General features: G+C 39.1%; 18 protein-coding genes, 1 tRNA gene and 2 pseudogenes. 10 read left to right on the forward strand and 11 right to left on the reverse strand.

Going from position 1 to position 23,612, the window contains the following annotated elements; translation table 11 throughout:
* Positions 1-71: 71 nt before the first annotated feature.
* The 4 genes from VSAL_RS04470 to VSAL_RS04485 form a co-directional block, all read right to left on the reverse strand.
* Positions 72-884, reverse strand: coding sequence for a formate/nitrite transporter family protein (locus VSAL_RS04470; RefSeq protein WP_012549589.1), 813 nt, complete (start codon positions 882-884; stop codon positions 72-74).
* 97 nt (positions 885-981) lie between these two features.
* Positions 982-1,311: a nitrite reductase small subunit NirD gene (gene nirD, locus VSAL_RS04475; protein ID WP_012549590.1), complete on the reverse strand. Its 330-nt coding sequence runs from the start codon at positions 1,309-1,311 to the stop codon at positions 982-984.
* 2 nt (positions 1,312-1,313) lie between these two features.
* The gene (gene nirB / locus VSAL_RS04480; RefSeq protein ID WP_012549591.1) at positions 1,314-3,890 is read right to left on the reverse strand and encodes a nitrite reductase large subunit NirB; all 2,577 of its coding nucleotides are present in this window, start codon (positions 3,888-3,890) and stop codon (positions 1,314-1,316) included.
* A gap of 292 nt (positions 3,891-4,182) precedes the next feature.
* Positions 4,183-6,057: a methyl-accepting chemotaxis protein gene (locus VSAL_RS04485; protein WP_012549592.1), complete on the reverse strand. Its 1,875-nt coding sequence runs from the start codon at positions 6,055-6,057 to the stop codon at positions 4,183-4,185.
* A gap of 422 nt (positions 6,058-6,479) precedes the next feature.
* Between VSAL_RS04485 and ushA the strand changes: the two genes are divergently transcribed.
* Together ushA and VSAL_RS04495 are read left to right on the forward strand one after the other, a co-directional pair.
* On the forward strand, positions 6,480-8,141 hold the full coding sequence (gene ushA, locus VSAL_RS04490; RefSeq protein WP_012549593.1) for a bifunctional UDP-sugar hydrolase/5'-nucleotidase UshA: 1,662 nt from the start codon (positions 6,480-6,482) through the stop codon (positions 8,139-8,141).
* 182 nt (positions 8,142-8,323) lie between these two features.
* Positions 8,324-8,400, forward strand: a tRNA-Pro gene (locus VSAL_RS04495).
* 136 nt (positions 8,401-8,536) lie between these two features.
* Here the strand turns inward: VSAL_RS04495 and VSAL_RS04500 are convergent.
* Both VSAL_RS04500 and VSAL_RS04505 read right to left on the reverse strand, forming a co-directional pair.
* On the reverse strand, positions 8,537-8,971 hold the full coding sequence (locus tag VSAL_RS04500; protein WP_012549594.1) for a DUF411 domain-containing protein: 435 nt from the start codon (positions 8,969-8,971) through the stop codon (positions 8,537-8,539).
* A 99-nt stretch (positions 8,972-9,070) separates the two neighbouring features.
* Positions 9,071-11,779, reverse strand: a complete 2,709-nt coding sequence (locus tag VSAL_RS04505) for a cation transporter (protein ID WP_012549595.1) — start codon at positions 11,777-11,779, stop codon at positions 9,071-9,073.
* A gap of 87 nt (positions 11,780-11,866) precedes the next feature.
* Between VSAL_RS04505 and cueR the strand changes: the two genes are divergently transcribed.
* On the forward strand, positions 11,867-12,265 hold the full coding sequence (gene cueR, locus VSAL_RS04510) for a Cu(I)-responsive transcriptional regulator (RefSeq protein WP_012549596.1): 399 nt from the start codon (positions 11,867-11,869) through the stop codon (positions 12,263-12,265).
* A 24-nt stretch (positions 12,266-12,289) separates the two neighbouring features.
* Here cueR and VSAL_RS04515 read toward each other — a convergent pair whose 3' ends face one another.
* The 3 genes from VSAL_RS04515 to VSAL_RS04525 all read right to left on the reverse strand — a co-directional run bounded on the left by VSAL_RS04515 (position 12,290) and on the right by VSAL_RS04525 (position 15,340).
* Complete coding sequence (locus tag VSAL_RS04515; protein ID WP_012549597.1) at positions 12,290-13,144, reverse strand: co-chaperone YbbN; 855 nt, start codon at positions 13,142-13,144, stop codon at positions 12,290-12,292.
* A gap of 334 nt (positions 13,145-13,478) precedes the next feature.
* Positions 13,479-14,306, reverse strand: a complete 828-nt coding sequence (locus VSAL_RS04520; protein WP_012549598.1) for an SDR family oxidoreductase — start codon at positions 14,304-14,306, stop codon at positions 13,479-13,481.
* Positions 14,307-14,434: 128 nt separating this feature from the next.
* Complete coding sequence (locus VSAL_RS04525) at positions 14,435-15,340, reverse strand: TIGR01777 family oxidoreductase (protein ID WP_012549599.1); 906 nt, start codon at positions 15,338-15,340, stop codon at positions 14,435-14,437.
* A gap of 133 nt (positions 15,341-15,473) precedes the next feature.
* On the opposite strand from VSAL_RS04525, the gene yfcE reads away from it, so the two are divergent.
* The 6 genes and pseudogenes from yfcE to VSAL_RS04555 all read left to right on the forward strand — a co-directional run.
* A complete protein-coding gene (gene yfcE / locus VSAL_RS04530) occupies positions 15,474-16,028 on the forward strand; it encodes a phosphodiesterase (RefSeq protein WP_044583196.1) in 555 nt (184 codons plus the stop codon).
* A 125-nt stretch (positions 16,029-16,153) separates the two neighbouring features.
* Positions 16,154-16,975: pseudogene (locus VSAL_RS04535) on the forward strand (IS4 family transposase); the annotation flags it as partial.
* Between the two features lie 80 nt (positions 16,976-17,055).
* Positions 17,056-17,367 carry an IS66 family insertion sequence element accessory protein TnpA gene (gene tnpA, locus VSAL_RS04540; RefSeq protein WP_012549601.1) on the forward strand — a complete coding sequence of 104 codons (312 nt, stop codon included), beginning with the start codon at positions 17,056-17,058 and terminating at the stop codon, positions 17,365-17,367.
* Complete coding sequence (gene tnpB / locus VSAL_RS04545; RefSeq protein ID WP_012548924.1) at positions 17,364-17,711, forward strand: IS66 family insertion sequence element accessory protein TnpB; 348 nt, start codon at positions 17,364-17,366, stop codon at positions 17,709-17,711. Before tnpA ends, tnpB begins: the two co-directional genes overlap by 4 nt.
* 71 nt (positions 17,712-17,782) lie before the next feature.
* Positions 17,783-19,270: an IS66-like element ISVsa2 family transposase gene (locus tag VSAL_RS04550; RefSeq protein WP_012549008.1), complete on the forward strand. Its 1,488-nt coding sequence runs from the start codon at positions 17,783-17,785 to the stop codon at positions 19,268-19,270.
* A gap of 16 nt (positions 19,271-19,286) precedes the next feature.
* A pseudogene (locus tag VSAL_RS04555) lies at positions 19,287-19,781 on the forward strand (transposase); the annotation flags it as partial.
* A 54-nt stretch (positions 19,782-19,835) separates the two neighbouring features.
* Here the strand turns inward: VSAL_RS04555 and VSAL_RS04560 are convergent.
* Both VSAL_RS04560 and VSAL_RS04565 read right to left on the reverse strand, forming a co-directional pair.
* Complete coding sequence (locus VSAL_RS04560; RefSeq protein ID WP_012549602.1) at positions 19,836-20,381, reverse strand: regulatory protein ToxS; 546 nt, start codon at positions 20,379-20,381, stop codon at positions 19,836-19,838.
* Entirely contained in the window at positions 20,372-21,142 is a 771-nt protein-coding gene (locus tag VSAL_RS04565; protein ID WP_231850876.1) for a winged helix-turn-helix domain-containing protein, read from the reverse strand. Before VSAL_RS04565 ends, VSAL_RS04560 begins: the two co-directional genes overlap by 10 nt.
* A gap of 314 nt (positions 21,143-21,456) precedes the next feature.
* Here VSAL_RS04565 and htpG point away from each other — a divergent pair, with 314 nt between their 5' ends.
* Entirely contained in the window at positions 21,457-23,355 is a 1,899-nt protein-coding gene (gene htpG / locus VSAL_RS04570) for a molecular chaperone HtpG (RefSeq protein WP_012549603.1), read from the forward strand.
* Positions 23,356-23,612: the final 257 nt, after the last annotated feature.

The raw sequence follows: 23,612 nt of genomic DNA on the forward strand, positions 1-23,612 counted from the left end.
CACCCTTAATACCTGATCAAGAGTGATTTTATTTGAATGAGTTATAACAAATGTGATGACTTATTTTACTGTTATTTAAGATCCAATGATGGTGCTGTTTTCGCGTGTGTTAGGTACAGAGGAATACACGTAAATAGAAGGCCACCCACAAGGTTACCAAGCAGCGTTGGAATTAAGTTCCAGTTTAACCAATCCATAATAGTGAAATCAGCACCTAGCATCATACCTAATGGGAATAGGAACATGTTAACTACGGCGTGTTCAAATACTAATGCAAAGAAAATAAATATTGGAAGCCACATTGCCGCAATCTTACCTGCAACAGAGCGAGACGTCATATTGCCGATAACGCCTAAACATACCATTAGGTTACAAAGAATTGCTTTGACAAATACGGTGATCCAACCATCCATACCATGTGCGGCGTAGCCTATAGTACGACTTGTTGCAGCAGCGATGAATTTTTGACCTACCGCGCCCGCTTCAACACTAAAGTTCATAGTAAAAACAAGTGCAATAAGAAAAGCAACAAGTAGAGAACCGATTAGGTTTCCAAGACCAACCCATCCCCATGTTCTAAAGATTCGACCCCAAGTGATACCAGGACGGTTATCAAACTTAGCAAGTGGTGCAAGACCAAAAACACCCGTTAATAAGTCGTAGCCCATAAGGCTTAGAATACAAAAACCGACAGGGAAGACTAAAGCACCAACAATACCAACACCGGTTTGCACAATTGTTGTAATCGCAACGACAACAGCAAGAGAAAGGATGATACCGGCCATCGTGCCACGTAAAAGAAGATCACGACTTGATGTTTTTACTTTTGCTTCGCCAATATCGATCATCGTTTGAACTAATTCAGCAGGTTTTACATAAGACATAAGAGTCCCTTATTAAAAGTTAAAAGTTAAAGATTAAAATTAGATAGGAAAGGGCTTCCAGATGAGGCTAGAAACCCTTGAACTATCGAATCTCAGTTTATGCTGCGATTTCTACAGTGTTTTTGATGACTCGAACGCTATACGCTTTTACGTTAAAGCGTTCGTCTTCCATACAAACCCCAGTAGTAAGGTTAAAGCGTTGTTTTTTTAATGGGCTTGCAACCCAAAGTTCGCCTTGGTGTTGAACAGTAAGGCCGCGAGACAATACGTTAGAGTTTGCAAATGGGTCACGATTACTGATGGCAAACACTTGGTCATCAGCGTTTGGACGAAATATCGCCACTTGTTCACCGTTAATTAATGCACAAACGCCTGTACCTGGAATGATGTCGTCTAGTGGACAGATTTTTTGGAATTTAGTCGTCATGATTATTTCTCCACACTTGTGTCAGTTAGAGCAACATGCAATATATCGCCTTTCGCGTTTGGATTTTTTTCTGTGTACGTTGCAGGGCGGTGTTGTTCACGGCCATCAGAAACAAACACAACATTATCATCGCGTTCTTCAGAGTTAATGAAGTGGGAGAAACGTTTTAGTTGAGCTTCATCGTTAATGGTGTCTGTCCATTCACAGCTGAAGTTATTAATCAGTGATGCAACATCGGTTTCAAGTTGGTCGTTAATGCCAAGCTTATTATCCACAATCACTTCACGTAAATAATCAACGCCACCTTCAAGGTTATCCATCCATACAGAGGTACGTTGCAGTGGAGCGGCTGTTCGAATGTAGAACATCATGAAACGGTCGATGTATTTAATCAGCGTTTCTTGGTCTAGATCCGTTGCCAATAAGTCAGCATGGCGAGGTTTCATCCCCCCATTACCACACACGTACATGTTCCAACCTGCATCTGTTGCAATAATGCCTAAATCTTTACCTTGTGCTTCTGCACACTCACGAGTACAACCCGAGACACCAAATTTCATTTTATGGGGAGTACGGATACCTTTGTAGCGATTCTCAAGTGTGACGCCCAAGCCTACAGAGTCTTGGACACCGTAACGACACCATGTTGAACCAACGCACGTCTTAGCCATACGTAAGGCTTTACCGTAAGCTTGTCCTGTCTCGTAACCTGCTTCAATGAGTTTTTTCCATATGGTTGGAAGATCGTCTTTTTGAGCACCGAATAGACCGATACGTTGAGCACCCGTAATTTTAGTATAAAGGTTATATTCAGCAGCAACGGCCGCTAATGCACCTAGTGCTTGTGGTGTGACTTCACCGCCAGCCATACGTGGAATGACAGAGTAAGTACCATCTTTTTGAATGTTACCTAGGAAGTTATCGTTGGTATCGTGCAGTTTAACCAATGCTGGTTTAAGGATGTGCTCACCCCAACAAGAAGCAAGGATAGATCCCGCTAGTGGTTTACACACTTCACAGCCGTAACCTTTACCGTATTTCTCTAATAGTTCATCGAATGTCTTGATTTCTTCGATGCGAATTAGGTGGAATAACTCTTGGCGAGAATAAGCAAAGTGCTCACAAACGTCGTTTTTAACTTCGATGCCTGATTTAGCCAATTCAGCATTAAGAACCGATGCGACAAGAGGAAGACAACCGCCACAACCTGTACCGGCGCCAGTCACGGCTTTAATTTCAGCCATTGTGTGATTGCCATTTGCAACTGCTTGAGCAATTTTGCCTTTCGTTACATCAAAACATGAACAAATCACGGCAGTTTCAGGCAGAGAGTCTGCGCCTAAAGACGGCTTTTCTGCACCAGCGTGAGCTGGAAGAATAAGAAGGTCGGGGTGATCAGGTAAATCAATGTCGTTCAGTTTAAGCTGAAGTAGATCGCCGTAATCTGAAGTATCACCAACCATTACTGCGCCAAGTAGTTTCTTACCATCTTCAGATACGATAATGCGTTTATAAACTTCGTCTTCTTCGTTTTGGTAAACGTAGCTCTTACAACCAGGAGTACGACCGTTTGCATCCCCAATAGAGCCAACCTTCACACCAAGAAGTTTTAGTTTTGCGCTCATGTCAGCGCCTTCAAACGTACTGTCGTTACCAACTAAGTGATCAACTGCAACGGTTGCCATTTTGTAGCCTGGAGCGACAAGACCATAGAAAGTTTGATTCCATGACGCACATTCACCAATCGCGTAGATGTGTTCATCTGAAGTTTGGCAGTTGTTGTTAATCGCAATACCACCACGAGAAGCGATATCAAGCTCCATTTGGCGAGCAAGCTTATCTTGAGGGCGGATGCCAGCAGAGAAGACAATGAAGTCAGTCTCAAGCTCTGTACCATCAGCAAAACGCATTACATTACGTGCTTCTGTGCCTTCAGGTGCTATTTCTAATGTGTTTTTACCGGTATGAACTTGAACACCCATGCGTTCAATTTTATTACGAAGTTGTAAGCCACCTTGTAAATCAAGCTGCTCAGCCATTAATACAGGTGCAAATTCGACAACATGAGTTGTTACGCCAAGTGCTTTTAATGCGCCAGCCGCTTCAAGACCAAGGAGGCCACCACCGATAACAACACCGCTTTTACTTTTTTTCGCCGTGGCTTCGATTGATTTAAGATCTTCAATAGTACGGTAAACAAAACAGTCTTTGCTTTCGTTGCCTTTGATTGGCGGTACGAATGGGAAAGAGCCCGTAGCAAGGACGAGTTTGTCGTATTGGATTTCACGACCAGTGCTTGAATATACAATTTTGTTTTCACGGTTAATATTAATAGCGCGTTCGCCGATTAATACGTTGATACCGTGTTTGTCATAGAATCCTTCTTTTACAAGAGAGAGCTCATCAGCCGTGTGGTGAGAAAAGTAAGAAGAGAGGTGAACACGGTCATAAGCGACACGTGGTTCTTCACAGAACACGGTGATATCCATGTTTTGAACATCAGTTTTCTCTACTAAATCTTCGATGTAGGGATGACCGACCATGCCATTACCGATGATGACTAGTTTCATCTTGCTCATAAGGAATCCTATTATATTTGGTATAGATATATGATGAATTATGAATGGATATGTCGATATGATGTAGATCAATTACGAAATAAAACTACTCCAAAGTAGTAGTTGTGGTGTCCTTATGGTTGTTTTTACTTCTAATTCAATAACTTACGTGTGGCACGTAGATGGTGTGCGTAGTTTTATTACAAAAAAAGGTGTTTTGTGCGGTATTTATCTGTTCATTAATCGGTTTTTTCTGAAAAAAAAAGACAGAATATAAAAATATATTCTGTCTTTTGACGAAGTAAGTAAGAGGTTACAGTTTAAATCTGTCTATTTCTTGTTTTAGTTCGTTTGATAATTCAGATAATTGTGATGCTTGAATAACCGATTGCTGTGTTTCGGTCGTTAATTCATTTGATACATCACGAACCGCTTCGGTGTTACGCGTAATTTCTTCTGTAACCGATGATTGCTCTTCAGCCGCCGCTGCAATTTGAGCCGCCATGTCGCTAATTAATGTCACTGAATTTGTAATCTGAAGCAAACTAGCAGAGGCTGATTGTGCATCTTCAACACTGGTGTTGGCTAGATTTTGGCTGTCTTCCATGATGCCAACCGCTTTTTGAGTTGTGCCTTGCAATGTCTCTATCATTTGTTGAATTTCTTGAGTCGACGCGTGTGTACGTTGACTTAAAATTCGAACTTCATCAGCAACAACGGCAAAACCACGACCTTGTTCACCGGCACGTGCCGCTTCAATTGCGGCATTGAGTGCGAGTAAGTTCGTTTGTTCTGCAATGTTTTGAATGGTGGATAGGATCGTATTGATGTTTTGTGCGTTGTGATGCAATTCGCCGATAACTTGTGTTGCGGTTTCTACTTCTTTTGCCAAGTTATCAATTGAATGTTGGCTTTGACTTACTTGCTCAGCACCATGGTTTGAAGCACTAACGGTTTGTTCAGCTGTTTGAGCTGTATTATCTGCGTTGCTTGCAATTTCTTGAGTCGCAGCTGCCATTTCATTAATTGCGGTTGCAACCATGTTGATCTCATCCATTTGATGTTGGATTCGAACATTACGTTCTTCAGCACTTTCTGCGGTTAAATTGGCTTGGTTAGCTAACGTAAGTGATATGTCACGTAAGCGACACACCATTGAGTGCATATTGCCCACAAAGGTATTGAAGTTGATAGCAAGTTGGCCAACTTCATCATTACTGTTTGGAATTAAACGTTGAGTTAAATCCCCTTCACCTGATGAAATTTCAGCAAGCGCATCAGATACTCGAAGTAGATCTCTAAATAGGACGTTAACCAAGGTGGTTACACCGATAACAACAATGACTGTTAATACAATGCTAAGCAGGATGATTTCACGAAGGAGTGCGCTGTGTGCGGCTTCTTCTGTTGCTTGTGTCATTTCAACGGCAAATGTCCATTTTGTATTAGGTACTTTTGCAAAATAAACCAGCTTATTACTGCCGTTGATTTCTGCGAATTCAATGGTTTTTGAATTAATGGATTCTTGAATACTTTGAGGCGTCATACCCGAGAAATAACGATTTACTTCTTTTTTGATAAGCGACGTATTTGGATGCGTTAAGAAAGTGCCATCGCTATCAATTAACATTGTGATGGTGTCTTTACCTGCATCTAGGCTGATGACATCGTCAATTAGTTGATCAATTAGTACATCGGCACCGACAACACCAAGAAATTGACCATTCTTATAAACAGGTTCAGCAATGGTTACCAGAAGAGATTGAGTAATGGCATCTTGATAGGCGGAAGTAATGATTTGTTTGTTTTCTCGTTGAGCTTCTTGATACCAAGGGCGTTGACGAGGATCGTAATCGGCACGATTTCTTTCAGGATGAGAGCGGTACATATCCCCTTGAGGTGTACCAAAGAAAATATTATCAAAACCACCCGCTTTACGGCTTAACTGTAAAAAAGAGACCACGTCATCTTCTTGAGTGTAGTCATTAATAGCATGCGCAATTTCAGCTTTAATTGAAATCCAATTAGAAATTCCGGTAGTGGCAGAAGATGTCACACTTTCAGCTCGAGAATAAACGCCATTTCGAGTTTGTTCAAACAACTGATTTGACGCGAGCCATGTTAATGCAGCAGCCGTCACGATAACAGCAAGTAGACTGGCCCCGATTAATTTATGTTTTAATTTCATTATATCATCCAAATTGTAGTGAAATTTTATATATTAAATTTCTATTTTTATTATCTATTTGTACATTTATGTATATGGTATCGGGCAAAAATGAAATAACTTGATGGTTTTTTTTTATTTAAAGCACATAAAGAAGTGATTATATTTTTAAGCTTAAACAGAAGGCGATTTGAAGTGATGGTAAACCGTTGAATTAAAAACCATCAAAGTGAACGATTGCGTTGGTTTAAAATTTAAAATTTCGCTAGCATTTACCTTTTTTTACTTATTTATTAGCCATTTTTAGTGATCCAATAGACATATTTATGAGATCAATGTGAGAGTGAAAAGCAATTCTTTTAAACTCGGTCAGGTTATTTGATTATTAAAGTGGTTTTCCCTTTTTTGATCTAACTTATCCCCTTGAATTTAAATGGTGAAACATGATGGAACGTCTTTCTCTTAAAACAGCGATTGCTGCCGCATTACTTACTACATTGGCTGGTTGCGCTACAACGTCTGAACATGCGTGGCAAGAAGACACTACGTATAAGTTAACTGTGCTACATACTAACGATAACCATGGCCGCTTTTGGCAAAATAAATATGGTGAGTACGGTATGGCAGCGCGTAAGACGTTGATTGATGAATTACGTGCCGATGTTCAAGCTGAAGGGGGGAGTGTTTTACTTCTTTCTGGTGGTGATATTAATACCGGTGTACCTGAGTCTGATTTACAAGATGCAGAGCCTGATTTTAAAGGCATGAATAAAATTGGATATGATGCGATTGCATTAGGTAACCATGAATTTGATAACCCATTAGATGTGCTTCAAAAGCAAATAGATTGGGCTAAATTCCCAATGCTGTCTGCCAACATTTATGATAAAGAAACTGGTGAGCGCATGTATCAAGCTTACGAGATTTTTGAAAAGCAAGGCATTAAAATTGCGGTTATTGGTTTCACGACAGAAGACACGGCTAAAATTGGTAACCCTGAATACATCGGTGGTATTGATTTCCGAGATCCAAAAGAAGAAGCAAAGAAAGTCATTGCTGAACTGAATGAATCAGAAAAACCCGATCTTATTTTTGCAGTTACTCACATGGGTCACTATGAAAATGGTCAACGTGGTATTAATGCACCAGGTGATGTAGCACTTGCTCGTTCTCTTGAATTAGGTGAGTTGGATATGATTGTGGGTGGCCACTCACAAGAGCCTGTTTGTATGGAAGGGGCGAACGTTGTTAAACAAAACTTTAAGCCTGGTGACGAATGTCAACCTGATCAACAAAATGGCACTTGGATCGTTCAAGCTCATGAATGGGGCAAGTACGTAGGTCGTGCTGATTTTGAATTCCGTAATGGTGAATTGGAAATGGTGAGTTATAACCTAATCCCGGTTAACTTGAAGAAGAAAATAAAAGTTGATGGCAAAAGTGAGCGTGTCTTTATTCAAGATGAAATTGTGCAAGATCCTGAGTTATTGGCTTTCCTAACGCCTTACCAAGAAAAAGGTCAAGGCCAGTTGAATGTGAAAATTGCAGAAACGAATGGAAAGTTAGAAGGTGACCGTAATGTGGTTCGTTTTGAGCAGACTAACCTTGGGCGTTTAATTGCGACTTCTCACATGGTTCGTGCAAAAGCCGATTTTGCGGTAATGAATTCGGGTGGTGTACGTGATTCGATTGAAATGGGTGATGTTACTTATAAAGATGTTCTAACGGTGCAGCCATTTGGTAATATTGTTAGTTATGTTGATATGAATCGCGCTGAAGTATTAGATTACCTAAATGTGGTGGCGACTAAACCAATCGATTCTGGTGCCTATGCTCAGTTCGCAGGTATTAAAATGACCGTTGAAGCCGGTAAAGTATCTAACGTATTCATTGGTGGTAAGCAACTGCGTTTAGACAAAACGTACCGTTTTACTATTCCAAGCTACAACGCCGCGGGTGGTGATGGTTACCCTAAAGTGTCGGGTCATTCGGGTTATGTAAATACGGGCTTTGTTGATGCCGAAGTATTAAAAGAGTTTTTAGAAACAAATAGCCCAATTGATGTGAATGAATTCGCACCACGTGGTGAAATTGTTTATAAGTAATAGATAAAAAGTAAACTGATCCCCTCAGATTGTTATTTACTGAGGGGATTTAGTTGTAAATTCAACGTCTTTGCTGAATAAATGACCGAACAAATTAAAAAGTTAAAATAATACTTGTCAAAAAAATCCTGAGCAGTATTATAGCCCTCGTTGACACGGACACAGTCCTTTGTTTAACAGCTCGGTGAATAGCGCAGCTTGGTAGCGCATCTGGTTTGGGACCAGAGGGTCGGGGGTTCGAATCCCTCTTCACCGACCACCTTCAAAAAAGCCGCATCAGAAATGATGCGGCTTTTTTACGTCTGATGCATTTAAAAAACAAGCTAAGTCGTGCTAAATAACAAAAAGCTATGTTAATTAACTCAACATGGCTTTATTTATCAATTAGTTAGATTTTAATTATGAGTGTTGAATATTGCCAATTTACCATTCTCTTTAAATGCGATAACTTGGTAGGTGTCTTTTTTATCGCCATATTCCATCCCTGGTGATCCCATTGGCATTCCAGGAACCGCTAATCCTTTAAAATCTCTTGGTTCTGCTAGAAATTGTTTAATATCCTCTGCTGGTATATGCCCTTCAAATACGTAACCATCAATAACAGCGGTATGACATGATGCGAGGCGTGGCTCTACACCTAGTTTCTCTTTGATTGGATTCATGTCTTCATGATCTTCAATCTTTACCGTGAAACCGTTATCTTCCATGTGCTCTACCCATTCAGAGCAACAACCACAATATGGTGATTTATAAGTCATGACTTCGGTAGAGGCGTAAGCGGATGTTGTTAAGAAAAGCAATGAAGCAAAAGTGAGTTTAAATAATTTCATTGTTGTGTCCTAAGGTTATTTTGAATGTGGTGAAAGCCAAAACCAATAAATAATGGCAATAATAAGTATGACTCCAAGCAAATTAATCATGTCAAGCTCCTAGTCAGTATGTTTGTTTGAAAACTGAGATTTAAAAAGTCGTAATCTATTTGCATTGGATACAACGGTAATAGAAGAAAGTGCCATCGCTGCTCCTGCTACAACAGGACTGAGTAACATACCAGTAAATGAAAAAAGAATACCGGCAGCAATAGGAATGCCTATCGCATTATAAATAAAGGCACCGAATAAGTTCTGTTTCATATTTGTAATGGTTGCTCTTGAAAGCTCAATCGCATTAACGGCGGTAAGCAGTGAGTGTCGTATTAAGGTCAATTGAGCGCTTTCAATCGCGACATCACTGCCATTGCCCATCGCAATCCCTACTTCTGCCTGAGCTAACGCTGGGGCATCATTAATGCCATCCCCAATCATAGCTACTTTCTTTCCTTGAGCTTGTAAGTCTTTTATTGTCTGAGCTTTCCCATCGGGTAATACCCCCGAAACAACATGAGTTATTCCGAGTTGTTGAGCCACATAATTAGCAGTTTCTTTGCGATCACCTGTGAGCATTACGACATTAATACCGAGTTGAGTAAATTGGGCTACAGCAAGTTTTGAATCGGGTCGAATTGCATCACTTACTTCAATAACACCAATACATTCTTTATTTATCGCCACAAAGAGAGGCGTTGATGCAGGAGATAATTCAACGTCAGGAGTGGCAATCTCATTGTTTAATAAATAAGAGGTATTTCCTATGAACACAGTCTCGCCAGCAATGTTTGCAGAAGCTCCTAGGCCTAATTGAGCATTAAACTGTGTACTGGTGACTAAATCCCATGAATGCTGATTGAGATATGTCATTACTGCATGAGCGAGTGGGTGTTCAGAGTGACTTTCGATTGCTGCTGCGAATGAAATGATGTCTTTTTCATTGTAAGCCGCAAAGCTTGTCACTTTACTGACCGTGGGTTTTCCTTCTGTTAATGTGCCCGTTTTATCAACCACCACGGTATCGATATGACTTGCTGTTTGTAAAACGTCAGCGTCTTTTATTAATGCGCCAAACTCAGCGGCTTTACCGACACCAACAGTCACTGACATTGGTGTTGCAAGACCTAAAGCACAAGGGCAGGCAATGATGAGTACCGTTGTAGCAACAACAAGCATGTAGCTCGATGTTGGTTCTGGACCAAAGTTATACCAAAGTAAAGCCGAAAAAATGGCGATGATCATAACGCTTGGGACAAATACGGATGAGATTTTATCCGCGAGCTTAGCCAGTTTTGGTTTGCTACTTTGCGCGTTACGTACCATGGCAATGATCCGAGCAAGCATAGTATGTTCACCGACATTCGTTGCTGTGAAAGTAAAGCTACCCTGTTGATTGATGGTTCCTGCATGCACAACATCGTCTTTTATTTTTAAACAAGGAAGAGGCTCTCCAGTAAGCATTGCTTCATCTAAATAGCTTTCACCGCTGATGATCGAACCATCAACTGGGATTTTCTCTCCCGGTTTAATTTTAATGATCATCCCTTTCGTTACGAGTGCCACTGGCAACTCTACTTCTTTTCCATCTTGGATAACCGTAGCGGTTTGAGGCTGAAGATTGAGCAGCTTTTCGATGGCATTTGATGTGCGATTACGAGCTTTGGTTTCGATTAGATTTCCGAGCGTAATTAATCCTAAGATCATTGCGGTGGCTTCAAAATAAACATGACGAGCTTGCTCTGGGAAAAATGCAGGATAGATCACCAGTGCCATAGAGTAGAGCCAAGCTGAACCAGTACCAAGAGACACTAACGTATCCATTGTCGCTCTGTGATGAGTAAATGCTTTCCAGGCATTAACAAAAAAATGTTTCCCAGCGGTAAGTAATAAACCTAAACAAATAAGCCCAATGAGTCCCCAAGCAAGTTGGTCGTTAACGGTTGTTATTTGCATGTTGCCACCAAATACCCCCCAAAGCATCAATGGCGCGCCTATTGCGAGCGACATAATGGTATTTCTTTTATGTGCTACGGTGGTTTTTAGGTATTGTTCTTTTTGGCTTTTACGGCGTTGTTCTTCGCTTAAACTGATCTCTGCACCATAACCGCCTTTTTCTATTGCTTTGATCAGTTCAGGTGCATTGATATCACCATAAATTAAAGCGGTACGTTCCGCTAAATTAACACTGACAGATTGAACATTAGCAACGGCTGAAATTATTTTTTCTACAGAGGCGACACAGCTAGCGCAAGTCATTCCCGATAAAATTAATTGTGTTGTTTTTTCTATTTTTTGTTTTTCAGTTTTGCTTTGATCTGTCGGTGTTTCTTTATTCAGAGTAATGACCTCTTCTTTAGGTAAGGGACTATCTGGAATGAAGGGGGCAGAGCTTGCTTGAAAACCGATGGATTCAATTAATTCAATGATGCTTTCTTGAGAGTGCACGGTGTTTAGCGTGATTTTATCTTTTGAAATAGACTCAATAGAGGTATGCGACAAGGTACTTAACGTGTCTGTGGTTTTATTTATGCATTTACCACACTTTAATCCTGCTAGGTACAAAGTGATGAGTTCGGGTTCAGGAATGGAGTAGCCTAATTGCGTAATATTCTCTGCGATTTCTTCATAAGAGAGTGTCGTCGTTAATGTTAATTCTGTTTTGGTTACCGAGAAATGAGATATCTTCGGGATCTCTGAAAGTGCTTTTTCCACTTTTGCGATACAACGACCACAATTTAATCCCGCTAGGGGTAGGGTAAGTTTCTGACTCATAATTAACCTCGATAACAAATCTTGATGTTATGTAGAATAAACCTTACAGTAAATGGAAGGTCAAGCTATAAAGTAGAGTAAAGAGAAATGAATATTAGTGACGTTGCAAAATTAACGGGATTAACGACGAAAGCCATTCGTTTTTATGAAAGTAAAGGCGTAATAAGAGAAGCGAATCGAAGTGCAAATGGCTATCGACAGTACACTAAAAATCAAGTGGAAGAGTTGCAACTCATTCGCCGCTCAAGGCTAGTTGGTTTTAGTCTAGAAGAATGCCAAGAATTATTAAGCTTATCGAATAATCCGAATCGTCGTAGTGCGGATGTGAAAAGAAAGACGTTAGAAAAAGTGACAGAAATTGAGGCTAAAATTAAAGAGTTAGAGGGGATGAAGCAAACGTTGTTAGAACTTGCTAATGCGTGCCCTGGAGATGAAAGTCATGATTGTCCAATAATCAAAGGATTAACCTGTTGCCATAATAAATAACAACAGGCGATTCTCAACTATTGATTAATAAAGTAATGAGTACAACTGGCGACGGTATTTTCCTGCAATAGGGTTACCTTGACCAAGAGCAGACAGAATATCCATCATGGTTTTTTTAACTTGCCCATCTTCAGCATTGAGATCTTTTAATAAAATCGCAATTAAGATATCTAGAGCTTCTTCTTGTCGATTAACTTGGCTGTATTGAATTGCCAATTCTAAAGCGATTTCATTATTGGTTGTATCGGCTTTGTATTGATCTTCTAAGGCTTGAATTTCTGGCGTATTACCGGCTTGTTTATGCAGTTGAAGCTTTGCAATTAGTTCTTTGTATTTGCTGTCTTGATCTTGCATTAATATCTCAGACAAGATGGTTTCAGCTTGTTCATAAGATTGTGTTTCAATGTAACACTGCGCGATATGTAATTTGATTTGACCATTACCACCAAAATGTTCAAGTAAAGCCAATAGGATAGGGAGAGCGCTTTGGTAATTGCCTTCTTCGACTAACTTAAATGCTTGGCCTAATTGTAATTCTTCTTGGCTTGGTAGGTGTTTATCTAACATTCCTAGTATTGCATCAATTGATTGGGGGCCACCCATTCCATCAATGGCTTGGCCACTTTTAAATAGGGCGATAGTTGGAAGCGTTTGAACGCCAAATTGCTGAGCAAGGCCTTGCTGTTCTTCGCAGTTTAATAAAACAAGAGTAACCGCGTCTCCGTATTGCTGAGCAAGTTGTTGTAGTGCAGGAATAACCGTAATGCTTTCTTGACTCATTGGTGCCCAGAAGTGAATTAAGACAGGAGTCTGGGTTGAGCCTTCAAGAATTTGTTGGAAGTTTTGTTCGTTAAGTTCAACGCTGTGTTCTGACTGCATGGTTTTTTCCTAAAATAGTATTTTCTATATAGATATATACAGTTATATGGGGTTTAGGATAGATTTTCAAGGCGCCAGATACGAAGAAAGCCACTATGCTGAGCATAATGGCTTGTCTATCGTAAGCGAAAGTAACAGTTAGATCAGTATGAATACCGCAACGGCTACACTCACACAGATCCAGTTGATTTTTCCTAGCGTCATATTCCCCCCGAAAAAACACTAACGACTGGATAGGAATAAATATAATCTTGCAATGTGACACTAATATTACATTATTGTTCTTTTTTTATATTTCTTCTCTATTTGGTTGAAACAAACTTAAAATATGACATTAGTCACTCTTATTTAAGATCATATCTAACCACTTAGTTGGTAATAATCGTTTTAATATTGCAAATAAATGAGTAGGAAAGGTAACTCTATATCGTGCTTTAGGTTTTTTGCTATTAAGTGCATGAAGCAATGGTGACATAATCGATTCAGGAGGGAGTACAAAGGCACTTCCGGAGGCTTCTTTCTCTAACCGCTGTTGTTGCATAAGGTATTTTTCTTTATGTGGACTATTCTCGATAGTTACCCATTTTTTAAATGCTTTCAATGCATTAGATCTAAAGTTTGTCTCGATAGGACCGGGTTCAATTAAACTGATCTGGATATTAGTCTGCATTAACTCTAAACGTAATGTATCGCTCCAACCTTCAATTGCGAATTTTGAAGAATTGTATGCACCACGGTATTTCATCGCCACAATGCCAAGTACTGAGCTGTTTTGTATGATCCTTCCATAGCCTTGCTTTCTCATTATTGGTAGTAACTCTATTACTAACTGATGCCAACCAAAGAAGTTTGCTTCAAACTGCTCTTTTAGTGCCTCTCTAGGCAGATCTTCCAGTGCACCCGCTTGTCCATACGCGCCATTATTGAATAAAGCGTACAACTTTCCATCAGTAAGTGCTAATAACTCGCTGACCGCCAGAGAAATGCTCTCTGAGTCCGAATAATCTAAGTGTAAGCACGTTAATCCTTCATTTTGCAATCGTAAAACGTCTTCTTTTTTACGGCATGAAGCAATGACATGAAAACCATGTTTTGAGAGTTGATGAGCGGTGGTGTAACCAATGCCAGTTGAACAACCAGTGATAAAAATAGCGCGTTGCATTCATTGCTTCCTTTGCATGAATGGATAATTACTGATGTAACTACCCATGTAAGTCGATAAAAACCAAACTAAGAAAGAAAATAATGACGTCAAAATGACGATATTGCAATGAGAGGAATGGTAATGGTTTAGCCTAAAAGATGCTTTAATGCTGATTCAATCCTAGAGTAACGGAACTTAAATCCTTCGTTTACGAGTCGTTTAGGTCTAATCCGTTGACTATCCGTAAGAAGCACAGAAGCTTCTCCTAAAAGAATTTTTATCACTAACGTTGGTGTTACTAATAAATGTGGTCGTTTTAATGTACTTGCGAGCGTTTGGCTAAACTCTTTATTAGTGACAGGGTGTGGGGCAGTGAGGTTATAAATACCCTGACTTTTCTCGTGCTCTAATAGAAATAAGATTGCATAAACCATATCATCAATATGAATCCATGACATATATTGTGCGCCTTTACCTATTGGGCCGCCAACACCACATTGATAAGGCAAAAGCATTTTCTTAAGAGCTCCGCCTGATGTTGCTAAAACAACGCCTGTTCTGAGTATACAGACCCGTGTACCTTCATTGTTTGCTTTTAAGGCAACGTCTTCCCACTCTTTACAAACACGATGAGCGAAATCATTACTAGAGATAACGGTTGATTCATCAATGTCGTTGCTTCCTTGATCCGAATAATAACCCACTGCAGAGCCAGAAATAAAACAACGAGGTGGCGTTGAAGACGCCAAACACAATTGAGTTAATGCATGGGTTAGCTCACAACGGCTATCTAAAATGGTTCTTTTTTGTTTGTTGGTCCATTTTTTATCGGCAATGGGTTCTCCCGCCAAATTGATGATGGTATCAAAATCATTTAAATGAGAAAGCGTAGACAGATCAGAAATGAAGTCAGCATGAGGTAATGCTAAATGATTTAATGCTGTTTGTGCTTTTTTTATATTACGAGTAAGTAAGACTAAATGATGACCTTTTAAATGGTCTAATAATTTTTTTCCTATTAACCCGGTACTGCCTGTAATTAGTATTTTCATCTCGTTTCCTGCAAGATATTTCGAACATCCAATAGCCTAAGTATAAATCGAGTTTATTGATTGGCAACTTTCATGTAATTTTCCTTTATAATTAATCTCGTTATTTATGTGTATTATTAATCTAGGACACCACGTGAAATTATTTTTTGCTTCTGATCTACATGGCTCTTTACCGGCGACTCAGCGCATGATTGAGCTTTTTTTGGCTTCTAAAGCTGAACATTTAATTTTACTGGGTGATTTAATTAATTTTGGGCCAAGAAATCCATTGCCTGAAGGGCATAATCCAATTGCAGTGGCCGAATTATTAAATGAACATGCCGAGTCTATCATTGCAGTAAGAGGGAATTGTGACAGTGAGGTCGATCAAATGCTGTTATCGTTTCCTATCATGGCCGACTTCCATATTGTGTTGTTACCAACGGGACAAAAAATATTTTTAACTCATGGCCATATTTATAATGCAGAAAAACGTCCTCTTCTGAGAAAAGGCGACATTATTGCTCATGGGCATACACATATAACGGTTGCTGAATGGCAGGGCGAACACATTATTTTTAACCCAGGTTCAACGACTTTTCCGCGCATTGTAGGAGAAAAGCCTAGTTACGGTTTATTGGATGAGTTGACGTTATCTGTTTATGATTTTGATGGCAATACATTGAATTCAATCGGTTTGTCGTCTTAAGTCCTTAGATATAAAAAAAGAAGCCAATGAGGGCTAATGCCGATCATTTAAGGTAAATATGATCGGTTGACCGATCCTTTTTAGATGTCAAAATCCAAGTGTATTTTATGCACTTGGATTTTTTTATGGATGTTTCTCAAGCTCTAAACATAATCAATGACTGGAAACCTAGCAACGTAGAGACTCTCGCTGATTTACTTCCAATCCATCTGATTGATGAGGCTTATTCTCTCACTGATACGGTGACGATGAGGAAGCGAAAGCTTACTCTTGAATCAATGGTATGGTTACTTGTTGGTATGGCTATCTATAACAATAAATCCATGAAGGATTTAGTTAATCAGCTTGATATTGTAGACCGTACAGGTAAAGCTTTTGTCGCTCCTAGTGCCCTTACTCAGCGCCGAAAAAATCTAGGTGAAGCAGCAATGAAAGCAGTCTTTGAGCGAATGACAAGTTCCTGGCTTAAGAGTGCTAATCTTCCTAAATGGAATGGACTAACTCTCTTAGGCGTTGATGGTGTTGTATGGAGAGCACCTGATAACCAGAAAAATGAAGAGGCTTTTTCTCGCCAAAAAGGAACTCAATATCCACAGGTAAGAATGGTTTGCCAAATGGAGCTAAGCAGTCATCTTATTACAGCGAGCGCTTTCGATAATTACAATACAAATGAAATGATATTGGCAGAGAAGTTAATAGATAGTACACCTGACCATAGCGTAACTATGTTCGATAAGGGGTTCTATTCATTAGGATTACTACATAAATGGCAGATGACAGGCTCAGAGCGTCACTGGCTTATTCCCCTTAAAAAAAATACTCAATATGAAATAATTCGATCGCTAGGTCGTAATGACAAACTTGTTATTCTTCGGAGTAACCCAAGAGCAAGAAAACTGTTTTCTAATTTACCTGAAACGATGACTGCTCGTCTCGTGACTCGAAAGTAAGCGTGCGGGGAACTACACCTAACAAATAAAATTCATTATGCGTATCTTACGATCTTTCATTTAACGAGAACGTAATTATGCAAAAAGATAAAAAGAGAACACCAGAGCAATGGCACGCTCTATTTGAATCTCAGCAATCTAGCAAGCTTAGTGCCGCTGAATTTTGTAGTAACCATAATATTCTGCCAAAGACATTTAGTGCACGTAAAGCACGATGGAAACAAAAGATTAACGCTTCTACTTTCTTGAAAGTAGAAGCGTTAACATCAACTATCATCGCCACTCCACAATTACCAGATATTCAACTTTCTATCGGAAAATTGCGATTAACATTGCCAGCTACTGAACCTCACTGGATAGGACTCTTATTAAAAGGGTATCAATCATGAATGTATTTACTGATGTTTCCACCATTTATCTTCATCGTGATTTTGTCGATTTTCGCAAGGCCATTAATGGCCTTGTCGTGATTGTTGAGCAAGAAATGCAACTATCACCGTTTAGTGATGCTCTATTTATATTTTGCAATAAGCCTCGTGATAAACTCAAAATATTGTATTGGGATAAAACAGGATTCGCTTTATGGTACAAGCGATTAGATGAAGACCGCTTCAAATGGCCACGAAATATAAATAACGATACGTTAGCATTATCAGAGCAGCAACTGACACTGCTATTACAAGGTTTTGATATCTTAGGACATCAACCGGTACATTATCAAACAACCCTTTAAATAGTTGATTCTCAGTCAAGAATAGGAGGCAACCGATTGATTACCTGTATTATCGTTATATAGTCATCTACATGACTGATAAAATAAAACCACTTCCTGATACCATTGACGAGCTGAAAGCACTTGTGCTTCAGCTTGAAAATAAATATAACCGTCTTCTAGAGCAATTTCGACTGGCTCAACATCAGCGCTTTGGTAAAAGCAGTGAATCTGACTCGACTCAATTTGATTTATTCAATGAAACAGAAGAAGAAATCATCATTGAAAATGATGACACACAAACGATTACCTACACTCGTCAAAAGCCAAAACGCCAACGCTTACCTGAAGACTTACCGCGTACTGTTATTATCCACGACATAAAAGATAAAACTTGTAAGTGTTGCGGTCTAGAGATGCATGCGATGGGTAAAGACATCAGTGAAAAGTTGGAATTTGTACCAGCTAAAGTGGAAGTTATTCAACATGTTCGTCCTAAATATGCTTGCCGAAATTGTGAAAAAAACAATACTTCAGTAGACATTAAACAAGCCCCAATGCCAGCGTCACCAATCCCTAAAGGGATTGCGACCGCAAGTTTACTTGCTCAAATTATTACGGCTAAATTTCAATACAGTCTTCCACTTTATCGTCAAGAAACGTTATTTCAGCAATGGGGTATCATTATTGGACGGCGAACGATGGCGGATTGGTTAATAAAATGCTCGGTACTATTTACCCCTCTTAATAACGAGTTACATCGTATTTTGCTTGAACAACCCACTCTGCATTGTGATGAAACAACGGTAAATGTGTTGGATGTTGAAAAAGCAAAATGTTATATGTGGGTCTACTGCTCTGGCTATGATTCTCCAGGCTCTGGTGTTTTGCCTGGAATTGTACTTTATGATTATCAATCTAGCAGGCATGGCTACCATCCAGTTAACTTTTTAAAAGGTTATAACGGGTATTTACATACCGATGGTTACCAAGGTTATGAACAAACTGAAGCGATTTTAGTTGGCTGTTGGGCACACGCACGTCGACGATTTATTGAGGCTCAACGTGTTCAAGTAAAAGGGAAAACAGGGAGTGCAGATTGGGTATTGAGTAAAATCCAAAAGCTATACCGGATCGAATCGTTATTAAAAGAGGCTTCCCCTGAAGCCAAGTATGTTGCTAGGCAGACAGAAGCCCGCGATTTACTTAAAGAGCTCCGTGATTGGCTTGATAGCGCAGTTAGTCGAGTATCACCTAAAACAAAATTAGGTGAGGCGATTAGCTATACATTAAATCAATGGGATAAATTAGTTCGTTATATTGATGATGGATTGTTATCTATTGATAACAATCGAGCAGAGCGAGCGGTTAAACCGTTTGTTATCGGCCGGAAAAACTGGTTATTTTCGGGTTCAACGGCTGGTGCAGATTCAAGTGCAATGCTTTACAGCATTGTAGAAACAGCAAAGGCAAACGGATTAATCCCTTACGATTATATTAGGTATTGTCTAGATCGTTTATGTGTTGGATCGCCAGATATCGATTCACTTTTACCTTGGAATGTAAAAGACAAGGTGTAGTTCCCCGCACGCTTACACTCGAAAAATTAAAGGAAAAGATTATCAAGTTCTGACGTCAATGATTGACCCATTACGTTACCCATTGAAAGATATAGTCGGTCTTTATGAGCATCGTTGGGAAATAGAATTGGGTTACCGAGAGCAGAAACAATACATGTTAGGAAATCGCTTAACACTACGAAGCCGTCTGCCTGAATTAGTGAAACAAGAACTATGGGGTATCTTGTTGACTTATAATTTAATTCGCTACCAAATGGTAGAGCTTTGCTTTAATTTAAAAGGAAATTATCTCCCTTATCAATTGAGTTTTAATGGGACACTTGCTCATGTATCTGCATTATTAGTTGGTTTACCATACTCAACGCCAGGAGCGATCCCTCGACAATTAAAAGGCTTCCACCAGATGGCTGAAAGCTTAATACTTGATAGGCGAAGGGAAAGAACATTCCCTCGAATGGTAAAACCAAGACCTCAACGATATGCCAGAAACAAGAATGCCATTCACCCTTAAGTGAACGGCATTAGCCAATGAGGGCTTCTTTTTTTATACGCTAAGCAAACTTACTTAATGAGAGAACAGAATATCTGAGCCATAATTTAAGCTAGTAAGCAATAATGTCTTATCATTTAATACATCAACACGTTTGCTTTGCTGTGCGTCCATTCTAAATACACGCATAATGAGTTCTTTTTGAGAGCCTGTGAACTCTTTATTATCGTTTGAAGTAACATCTTTAAATTCAGTAGGATCAATCAATAAATAGTCACCGCTGTAATCCCAATTCCCTGTCTCCATGACATTTATCGTCAATGGTTGTTGCTTATCATCAGATGGACTGAAAAGCGTGAGGTTTGATGATTTTGAGTAAGTCTTATTTGGAAGATAAACGACATTAGAGCGAATATCTGCTCGTTTGAGTGGCCCCATGTCTTCGTAGTTAGTATCAATACGAATGGTTCTCATACTTTGCCACTCTTTAGAGGTCAGTAATTGTTCCACTTTACTGTCACTTGCCCAATAAAACCAAGCACTGCCTAAAATAGAGAGTAAAAGTAACGCAAGAGGAAAGAAGCGTTTCATGAGAGGCACCTGCTCTTTGTTTAACCACATATATTATCCACCTCTTTCTGATTTATCATTAAACGAACACTAATACTCTGATCGCTGTATTCGCTACTATGAATGTAGTTAAGGGTGATTTGGTTTGGTTTACCACCCGTTGCAATGACTTCAATCGGCTTTAACAAGTCAGTATGCTTCGAGTTATATGACACAATACATCGTTCAATTAATGGCTTCCATTGGTCTATATTTGGGTGATTTACTGGAATCAATACCGGTGTATTATCATAACTTGCGATTTGAACGAATGCGTCTGATTTTGGTGTATGGTTGATGTAAGCAATAATCGGCAATATAAAAGCAAAAATTAAGGTAATCGTACCTAATAAAGATAAATGTGCTTGAGGTTTTGCCACTACAACATCAGAGTCTACAGGTGCTTTTTTGTCAGAATATTCAGGTGTAATAGGTGTTGGTTCATTTGACGTAATCGATTCCTCAATGATTAATACTTCACTTTGTTGAAGCTCGCTTTCGAAGGGATTACTTTCTTCTGTTTCTGACGTTGCTTGAGGTATTGCTGTTGAAATGAATTGATATCCACGTTTAGGCACTGTCTTTACGTATAAAGGCAGTTTTGTTGGATCTTGTAGCATTTTTCTTAACGTAGAAATAGCTTGTGTTAGGCTTGAATCATCTACTTCAAAACCTTGATCTCTCCATACATATTCATGTAATTCGTGACGACTAACAACCTTCCCTGGTTCTTGAATAAGTAGGCTTAAAACTCGGCTTTCATTGCCACCCAAGCGAAGGATTTCATCATCATTTAATGTATCGATGAGGCTATTATCGTTTGGATCGAATAGGAACCGGTTGCCAATAATGATTTTTTATTTTCTATATTCATTGGTTGTTAACTCAGTAGTGTGATTCTCGATAATGATATCCAAGTATCATTTTTAGAATGTCTATTTTATGTCAAAACTTATCATTACGCATTTTATAGTATAAAAAAAGCAAAAAAACACCGTTTTTTACATTGGTTTACCTTGAATTGATATTTTATGCCCTTATTACTTTATCAAGTTAATAAACATTATCCTTTTTTGGAGTTTTATAGATGAGCGAACAAACTATTAATAACAAAGAAACACGCGGCTTTCAGTCAGAAGTTAAACAACTACTTCATCTAATGATTCATTCTTTATATTCAAATAAAGAAATATTTTTACGTGAGCTTATTTCAAACGCATCAGATGCTTCAGATAAATTACGTTTTAAAGCGTTATCAAACGGCGATTTATACGAAGGCAATGCCGATTTAGGTGTGAAAATTTCGTTTAATGTTGAAGCGAATACTCTAACCATTTCAGATAATGGTATTGGTATGGGTCGTGAAGATGTTATTGAACATTTGGGCACTATCGCGAAATCTGGTACGGCTGATTTCTTCTCAAAATTGTCAGAAGATCAAAGTAAAGATTCTCAACTTATCGGTCAGTTTGGCGTTGGTTTCTACTCTGCATTTATTGTCGCAGATGCGGTAACGGTTCGTACTCGTGTTGCTGGTGCAGCAAAAGATCAGGCAGTGCAATGGCACTCTGAAGGCGAAGGCGATTACACAATAGAAGATGTGACTAAAGAATCTCGTGGTACGGACATTATTCTTCACATGCGTGATGAAGGTAAAGAGTTCTTAAGTGAGTGGCGTCTAAAAGAAGTGATTGGTAAATATTCAGATCACATCGGCATCCCGGTTTCTATTTGGACTGTTGAAAAAGACGAAGAAGGTAAAGAGACTGAAGGTAAGTGGGAGCAAGTAAATAAAGCTCAAGCGCTTTGGACTCGTAATAAATCAGAAATTGAAGACGCAGAATACCAAGAATTTTATAAGCATGTATCTCATGACTTTGCTGATCCACTGACGTGGAGTCACAATAAAGTAGAAGGTAAAAACGACTACACTAGCTTATTGTATATTCCAGCTAAAGCTCCGTTTGATATGATGAATCGTGATCATAAAAGTGGTCTTAAACTTTATGTTCAACGCGTGTTTGTTATGGATGATGCTGAGCAGTTCATGCCGAGTTACCTACGATTTGTTAAAGGATTAATCGACTCGAATGATTTGGCTCTGAATGTTTCTCGCGAAATACTTCAAGACAACAAAGTGACTCAATCATTACGTGGTGCGTGTACAAAACGTGTATTAAGTATGCTTGAGAAGATAGCTAAAAAAGATAATGATAAATATTTATCTTTTTGGAAAGAGTTTGGGCAAGTATTAAAAGAAGGTTTGGCTGAAGATTTCGCCAATAAAGATAAAATTGCAGGCCTACTACGTTTTGCTTCTACTAATAAAGACAGCTCAGAACAAGCGATTAGCCTTGCGAGTTATGTTGAGCGCATGAAAGAAGATCAAGATAAGATTTTCTACCTAACATCTGATAGCTATGCGGCTGCGAAAAATAGCCCACACTTAGAGCAATTCAAATCAAAAGGCATTGAAGTTGTCTTAATGTATGACCGCATCGATGAGTGGCTAATGAGCTACTTAACTGAATTTGATGGCAAACAATTCCAATCAATTACCAAAGCTGGTTTGGATTTAAGCAAATTTGAAAACGAAGCGGAAAAAGAAAAACAAAAAGAAACAACAGAAGAATTTAAGTCAGTAGTTGAACGTACAAAAGCTTACTTAGGTGATCGTGTTAAAGAGGTTCGTACTACGTTTAAATTAGCGACTACGCCAGCCGTTGTTGTTACCGATGATTTTGAAATGGGTACACAAATGGCGAAACTTTTAGAAGCGGCTGGTCAAGCGGCGCCTGAAGTGAAGTACATTTTTGAAATTAACCCTGAGCATGCCCTGATTAAGCAAATGGCAGATGAAGCGGATGAAGAAGCATTTGGCCGTTGGGTTGAAATGCTACTTGGTCAAGCGATGCTAGCAGAGCGCGGCTCTTTAGATGATCCATCACAATTTCTAAGTGCAATGAATCAGTTATTATCAAAGTAATTGAGATATAACCGTAAACAGTAAAATTAATGAGATCTTGAGTGACAATAGTGCACTAAGGTCTCATTGTTTTTTATTGGGATTAGTTACATTCTTACTCGGTTTGGTTTTGCTATTTTCATCTCAAACTTGATAGCGTTCTCAGTTCCGTGTATCTTTCACGGCTTATTTTTAGAAATAAAACTTATACCTAAATTTATAAATTGAAATGCCGTGCGTATTTTTAGTTTGTAAGGTTTGGTATAAATTCCGAAATA

The sequence above is a fragment of the Aliivibrio salmonicida LFI1238 genome (assembly GCF_000196495.1).
Lineage (GTDB): Bacteria > Pseudomonadota > Gammaproteobacteria > Enterobacterales > Vibrionaceae > Aliivibrio > Aliivibrio salmonicida.